This window comes from Acidimicrobiia bacterium (assembly GCA_035651955.1).
In the GTDB taxonomy this organism is placed as follows: Bacteria; Actinomycetota; Acidimicrobiia; order IMCC26256; family JAMXLJ01; genus JAMXLJ01.
The window spans coordinates 1-5,565 of the sequence record DASRES010000020.1 but is presented as its reverse complement, the minus strand read 5'-3'; the positions used below and the strand labels follow the sequence as shown (position 1 = coordinate 5,565).

General features: G+C 72.0%; 6 protein-coding genes. 2 read left to right on the top strand and 4 right to left on the bottom strand.

From position 1 onward, the window contains the following. Positions 1 to 326: 326 nt before the first annotated feature. The 4 genes from VFC33_05690 to VFC33_05675 form a co-directional block, all read right to left on the bottom strand. Complete coding sequence (locus VFC33_05690) at positions 327 to 734, bottom strand: pyridoxamine 5'-phosphate oxidase family protein (GenBank protein HZR12727.1); 408 nt, start codon at positions 732 to 734, stop codon at positions 327 to 329. Positions 735 to 761: 27 nt separating this feature from the next. Then, positions 762 to 1,298, bottom strand: coding sequence for an SRPBCC family protein (locus tag VFC33_05685; GenBank protein HZR12726.1), 537 nt, complete (start codon positions 1,296 to 1,298; stop codon positions 762 to 764). Continuing rightward, positions 1,295 to 1,624: a metalloregulator ArsR/SmtB family transcription factor gene (locus tag VFC33_05680; GenBank protein HZR12725.1), complete on the bottom strand. Its 330-nt coding sequence runs from the start codon at positions 1,622 to 1,624 to the stop codon at positions 1,295 to 1,297. The genes VFC33_05685 and VFC33_05680 overlap by 4 nt, the downstream gene beginning before the upstream one ends. A gap of 64 nt (positions 1,625 to 1,688) precedes the next feature. Further along, a complete protein-coding gene (locus tag VFC33_05675; GenBank protein HZR12724.1) occupies positions 1,689 to 3,047 on the bottom strand; it encodes an adenylate/guanylate cyclase domain-containing protein in 1,359 nt (452 codons plus the stop codon). A 144-nt stretch (positions 3,048 to 3,191) separates the two neighbouring features. Here VFC33_05675 and VFC33_05670 point away from each other — a divergent pair, with 144 nt between their 5' ends. Both VFC33_05670 and VFC33_05665 read left to right on the top strand, forming a co-directional pair. Beyond that, positions 3,192 to 4,055, top strand: coding sequence for an ABC transporter substrate-binding protein (locus VFC33_05670; GenBank protein HZR12723.1), 864 nt, complete (start codon positions 3,192 to 3,194; stop codon positions 4,053 to 4,055). Between the two features lie 9 nt (positions 4,056 to 4,064). Beyond that, positions 4,065 to 5,565, top strand: a 1,501-nt coding sequence (locus VFC33_05665; protein ID HZR12722.1) for a cation:proton antiporter, incomplete at its 3' end; no start/stop codon positions are given.

The window sequence follows — 5,565 nt, the reverse complement described above, 5'->3', positions numbered from 1 at the left end:
GAGACGGGTGCCGGAGGCCGCCAGGGTGGGCCAGGAGATCTCGGCCATCTTCCACTCCACGACAGATCCGCGATCGGATCGACGATCAGATCCACGACCCCGTCGTCGTGCTCCCCGAGCATGGACCCAAACGGCCACCGTGACCAGTGCCGAAGGTCCCGGCCTGGGGTTCAGGTCTCCGCTCTTGGCAGCGCTTCGCGCTGCCGGGCCGCTGGGCCACGTTCCCGCTCGCCTGGCGGCTCGCTCGCTCGTGTCTCCGCTCTTGGCAGCGCTTCGCGCTGCCGGGCCGCTGGGCCACGCTCCCGCTCGCCTGGCGGCTCGCTCGCTCAGTCCCCGACGCGGCGGCCGGAGATCTCGTCGATCGTGATGCGCACCCAGTGGCCGGCCTTCGGTTCGGCCCACGACCGCAGCGGTCCGCGCTGCAGGCGCGCGATCTCGTCCTCGTCGGTCACCTCGTGGGCGAGGCCCTGGACGAGGACGCTCCACCCGGTGTGGTACAGCGCGCGGCTCTGGTCGATCTCGAACGCGACGGCCGCACCGTCACGGAGCGCGCTCAGCTTCGTACCGGACGGCGTCACGAAGACGACCGACGAACCGTCGGCCACGTAGTTCACGGGCAGGACGAGCGGACGCCCGTCCACGACGAACGCGAGCCGGCCGACGTACGACTCCTCACGCAGCAGGCGCAGGCACTCATCGGGATCGATCTCGGTCAGACGGGTGCGCTGCACCATGCGCGCAGCCTACGCCGGACGACGCGATCAGCCGCCGTCGGCCGCGTCGAGGAACTCGGGCGGGATGCCGATCGTCGACGCGTCCGGACCGAGCCGCGCGACGTACACGTCGTGGACCACGCGCCAGTCGGGCGGCGACGCGTCGGGCGTCCCGTCGAGCGCGCGCGTGAGAGCGGCGAGGCAGACGTGCCAGCCGGCGCCGTCGCGCGCGGCCTTGCCCAGCTCGGCGAGCGTGTCGGTGAACACGAGCACGGTGCCGTCGCCGTCCTCGTGCAGCTCGAAGCGCAGCACGTCCTCGCCCCAGCGGAGCTCCATCACCGAGGGCGGGTCGAACACGAGCATCTCGCCGTCGAACTCGACGGTCCCGACTGCGCGGTCGACGAAGCGCAACCGCGCGCCCGGTGCGAACTGCCCGTGCACCTCGTCGGGGAACCACGCCGCCATGTGGTCGGGCTCGGTGAGCGCGCGCCACACCTTCGCGCGCGAGTGCGCGAACCGTCGCGTGTACCGCAGCACGTAGCTGTCGCCAACGCGGTCGAGCTCGCCGTAGTCGGTCTCGTTCATCGCGGGTCCCCCTCACGGTCGTCGGGCATGTCGTCCAGGTGACGCTCGAGCGCGTCGAGGCGCTCGGCCCACAGGCGCCGGTACGGCGCGAGCCACTCGTCGACGTCGCGCAGCGGTTCGGGCCGCACCCGGTAGATCCGGCGCTGGGCGTCGGTGCGGACCTCGACGAGCCCGGCCTGCCGCAGCACCCGGAGGTGCTTCGACACCGCCGGCTGGCTCACCGCGAGCGCGTCGACGAGCTCGCTGACCGGGCGCTCGCCCTCCAGGAGGAGGTCGAGGATCCGCCGACGGTTCGGCTCCACGAGCACGTCGAACGCCGTCGCCACGCCGCTATATGAACATCAACGTATATGCTTGTCAAGGCATATACGTTGCCGAGTCCGCTGACCGTCACCCCTTCACCGTGAAGATGGTCCACTCGCCCGGCACCCCGCGGAGCGCGCCCGCGGACCGCTCGACGAACTCGATGCCCGAGCCGACCGTCAGGTCGCGCACCGTCGACGTCGCGAGCACCTCGCCCGGGTGCGCGAGCTCGCACACCCGCGCCCCGATGTGGACGGCGATCCCCGCGTAGTCGTCACCGCGGGTCTCGCACTCGCCCGTGTGCACGCCGGCGCGCACGTCGAGACCGAGGACGCGCGCGCGCTCGACGATCGTCTCCGCGCACCGCACCGCGCGCGCAGGCCCGTCGAACACCGCGAACACCCCGTCACCGGTCGCCTTGACGGCGCGGCCGCGAAAGCGGGTGAGCGCGTGACGCACCATCGCGTCATGACGGTCCAGCTCGAAGCGCCACGCGTCGTCCCCGGTACGCGCGGCGCGCACCGTGGAACCGACGATGTCGGTGAACAACACCGTGGCGAGGACGCGGTCACTCGGCGGCGCGGGGCGAGTGCCGGTGAGGAACTCCTCGATCAACGCGACGCGCTCCTCCGTGTCGGTGTCGAGGTACGCGTCGACGCCCGCGAACGTCGCGAGCCGCGCGTCCGGGATGTGGTCGACGAGATAGCGCGCGTGGTCGAGGAGCTGGAGCGTCTCCATCCGGGGATGGCCGCCGGCGGGTGACAGGACGAGCGTCGGCGCCTGCACGAGCGGCAGGACGTCGCGCACGTCGTTCCCCTCGTGGAGGAACACGGCCGACGCCGCGCCCGGGCTCGCGCTCACCTGCTGGCGCCGTGCGAGCAGCTGCGACAGGCCGGGCTCGTCCTGACGGTGCGCGGCGAACGTCGCGATGCCCCACGGGCGCTCCAGGTCGCCCCAGTCCGCGCGCATGCGATCACCGATGCGGGCCCGAGACTCGCGGTCGCTGCCGTACGGGTAGCCGCGCGACCTGAACGCGCGCGCGAACGCGCTGTTCAACACGAGCGCGTCGACACGCTCCGGATGGGTCGCGGCGACCAGGATCGCGACCTGGCCGCCGTCCCCGCCGCCGTGCAGCGCGGCACGCTCGATGCCGAGCGCGTCCATCACCGCGAGCACGTCGTCCACCTGCTGCTCGAGTGGCGGGACGGCGCCCGAGAGCAACGGATCCGACAGCCCGAGCCCGCGGCGGTCGAGGCGCACGAGCCGCGAGAAGCGCGCGAGACGCTCGTTGAACGCCGCCACCCACGGGTCGACGAGGCCCACGAGGATGCCGCTCATCACGTCCGGTACGCGCACGAGGTCGACGGGCCCGTCGCCACTGACGGCGTACGCGATCGACACGCCGTCCGCGTCCGCATACCGGATGTCCGGGAACTCGCCGCTCATGCCGTGTACTCCCTCGGGCGGTGCGCCCTGCCAGTCCACGTGGTCGAGTCCGAGGTACGCCGGCCGGGCGCGGTGGGATCGGCGGTGTGGCGTGCGTCACCGGTACGGGCGCGGTGTCGCGCGCCGCGGTGGCACCATTCGTCCGTGGGCTATGCGGACACGCCGCGGAGACCCGGATGGCGCGTCGCTTTGCTGCGCTCCGCGGCGGGCGCGCTGGTCCTCGCGGTCGGCCTCGCCGCGTGCGGCATGAACGTCAACGCGGCCGGCAACTTCAAGCCCCGGCATCCCGGCGCCTTGACCGTCGCCACGGGCGAGATCCCGCTGGCCGGGATGTGGACGGGCACGGCGAAGCACCCGACGGGTGGCTTCGAGTACGAGCTGGCGAAGGCGCTCGCCAAGCGGTTCGGGCTCGAGCGCGTCGACGTCGTCGTCATCCCGTTCAACCGTCTCGTACGCGGCGACATGGGCAGTGCGGACCTCGTGCTGTCGGACATGACCGCGACGTCGCAGCGCGCGCAGTACCTCGACTTCACGGACCCGTACCTCGCCGCGACACCGGCGGTCGTCGTGCGCAGCGGTCGCGACGTCCCCGACCTGAAGACTGCACAGGGGCTGTCGTGGGCCGTCGGCGAGTCGACGACCCTGCACGACTTCCTCGACGACACGATCCACCCGTCCGGCGCGGTCGTGCTCACGTCCTCGCTCGCGCAGACGGTCGCCGCGATCGAGGACGGCCGCGTCGACGCCGGGCTCGTCGATCTCCCCGTCGCGGCCGCGGTCGCGCGCGAATCCGGCGGGAAGCTCTCGGTCGCCGGGCAATTCGAGGCGAACGACGATGTGTCGGCCGCGCTCCCGAACAAGTCGCCCAACGTCGATCCGGTGTCCTCGGCGTTGCGCGCGCTCGTCGCCGACGGCACCGTGGCGTCGCTGGCCCACCACTGGCTCGGGCTCACCGTGAAGGGCACGGTCGCGGTGCACGTCCCACTCATCCGGACCGAGAGCACCTGAGGCGATCCGATGTACCTGGCGCAGCTCGTCCACGTGGAGTCGCCGAAGGGCCCGGCGCTGCCGTTCCTCGTCCTCTTCGTCGTCATCGTCGCCGGCCCGCTCATCATCGAGCGGTTCCGCATCCCGGGCATCCTCGGGCTGCTCGTCGGCGGCCTGCTGATCGGGCCGCACGGCCTCGGCGTCGTCGGCAGCGGCAACACGACCGTCCCCGACCTCGGTCAGCTCGGGCTGCTGTACCTCATGTTCGTCGCGGGTCTCGAGCTCGACCTGCGCATGGTCAACGCGCATCGCAACGCGACGCTGGTCTACGCGGCGTTCACGTTCAGCCTGCCGATGCTCGGCGGCACGCTGGCCGGGTTCACCATCGGGTTCAAGGCCAGCGCCGCGCTGCTCCTCGGGTCGTTGCTCGCGTCGCACACGCTCGTCGTCTACCCGATGATCCGCGAGATGGGCCGCGGCGACGACCCTGCGGTTGCGACCGGGGTCGGCGCGACCGTCGTCACCGACACGCTCACCCTGATCGTGCTCGCCGCGGTGTCGGGGGTGACGGTCGGGCACGCGGGGGCGTTCGACATCGCGTCGCAGGTCGTCATCGGGCTCGTCGTGGTCGCGGTCGGCTGCTTCGTCGTGCTCCCGCGCATCGCGCGCGAGTTCCTCGGTCGGTTCGGCACCGCGCGGCCCAGTCGGTACGTGTTCGCGCTCGTCGCGATGCTCGGCGCGGCGACGCTCGCCGGGGCCTTCGGCATCGAGGGCATCGTCGGCGCGTTCTTCGCCGGCCTCGCGCTCAACCGGCTCGTCCCGAACGAGGGCGACCTGATGGAGCGGATCGAGTTCTTCGGCGGCGCGGTGTTCGTGCCCGTGTTCCTCGTGTCGGTCGGCCTCATCATCAACCCGGCCGTGATGGCCGACGTCGAGACGCTCCGGCTCGCGGGCATCTTCATCGCCACGTGCTTCGGCGGGAAGCTCCTCGCCGCGGTGCTGACACGCCCACTGCTGCGGTACCGCTGGGCCGAGGTCGGTGTGCTGTTCTCGCTGACGATCCCGCAGGCCGCGGCGACGCTCGCGGCCACGATCGTCGGCTACGACATCGGGTTGTTCGGCACGAAGGTCGTGAACGCGGTACTCGTGCTCATCGCCGCGAGCCTCGTGCTCTCGGCGACGATCACACCGATCTTCACGCGCCGGCTCGCCGTGTCGACACCCGGCGCGGGACGGCTCGGCCGGCGCGTGCTGCTCGTCATCGACGCGCACCGTCCGCTTCGTCGCGGCGTCGCCAAGCTCGCGCAACGGCTGGCGGCGAGCGACGACGGGATCGTCGTGCCGGTGGTGGTCGCAACGGACCACGACCAGCCGGACGACGCTGCGTCGGGCTCGATCGACGCCATGCTCGTGCTGCTCGGGATCGACCGCCCGGTCGAGGTGTACGTCGACACGAACGAGCTCGACGGGATCCGGCACGCGGCGCGCTCGTTCCGGTGCACGTCGGTCGTCGTCGACGACCCGGACGGCA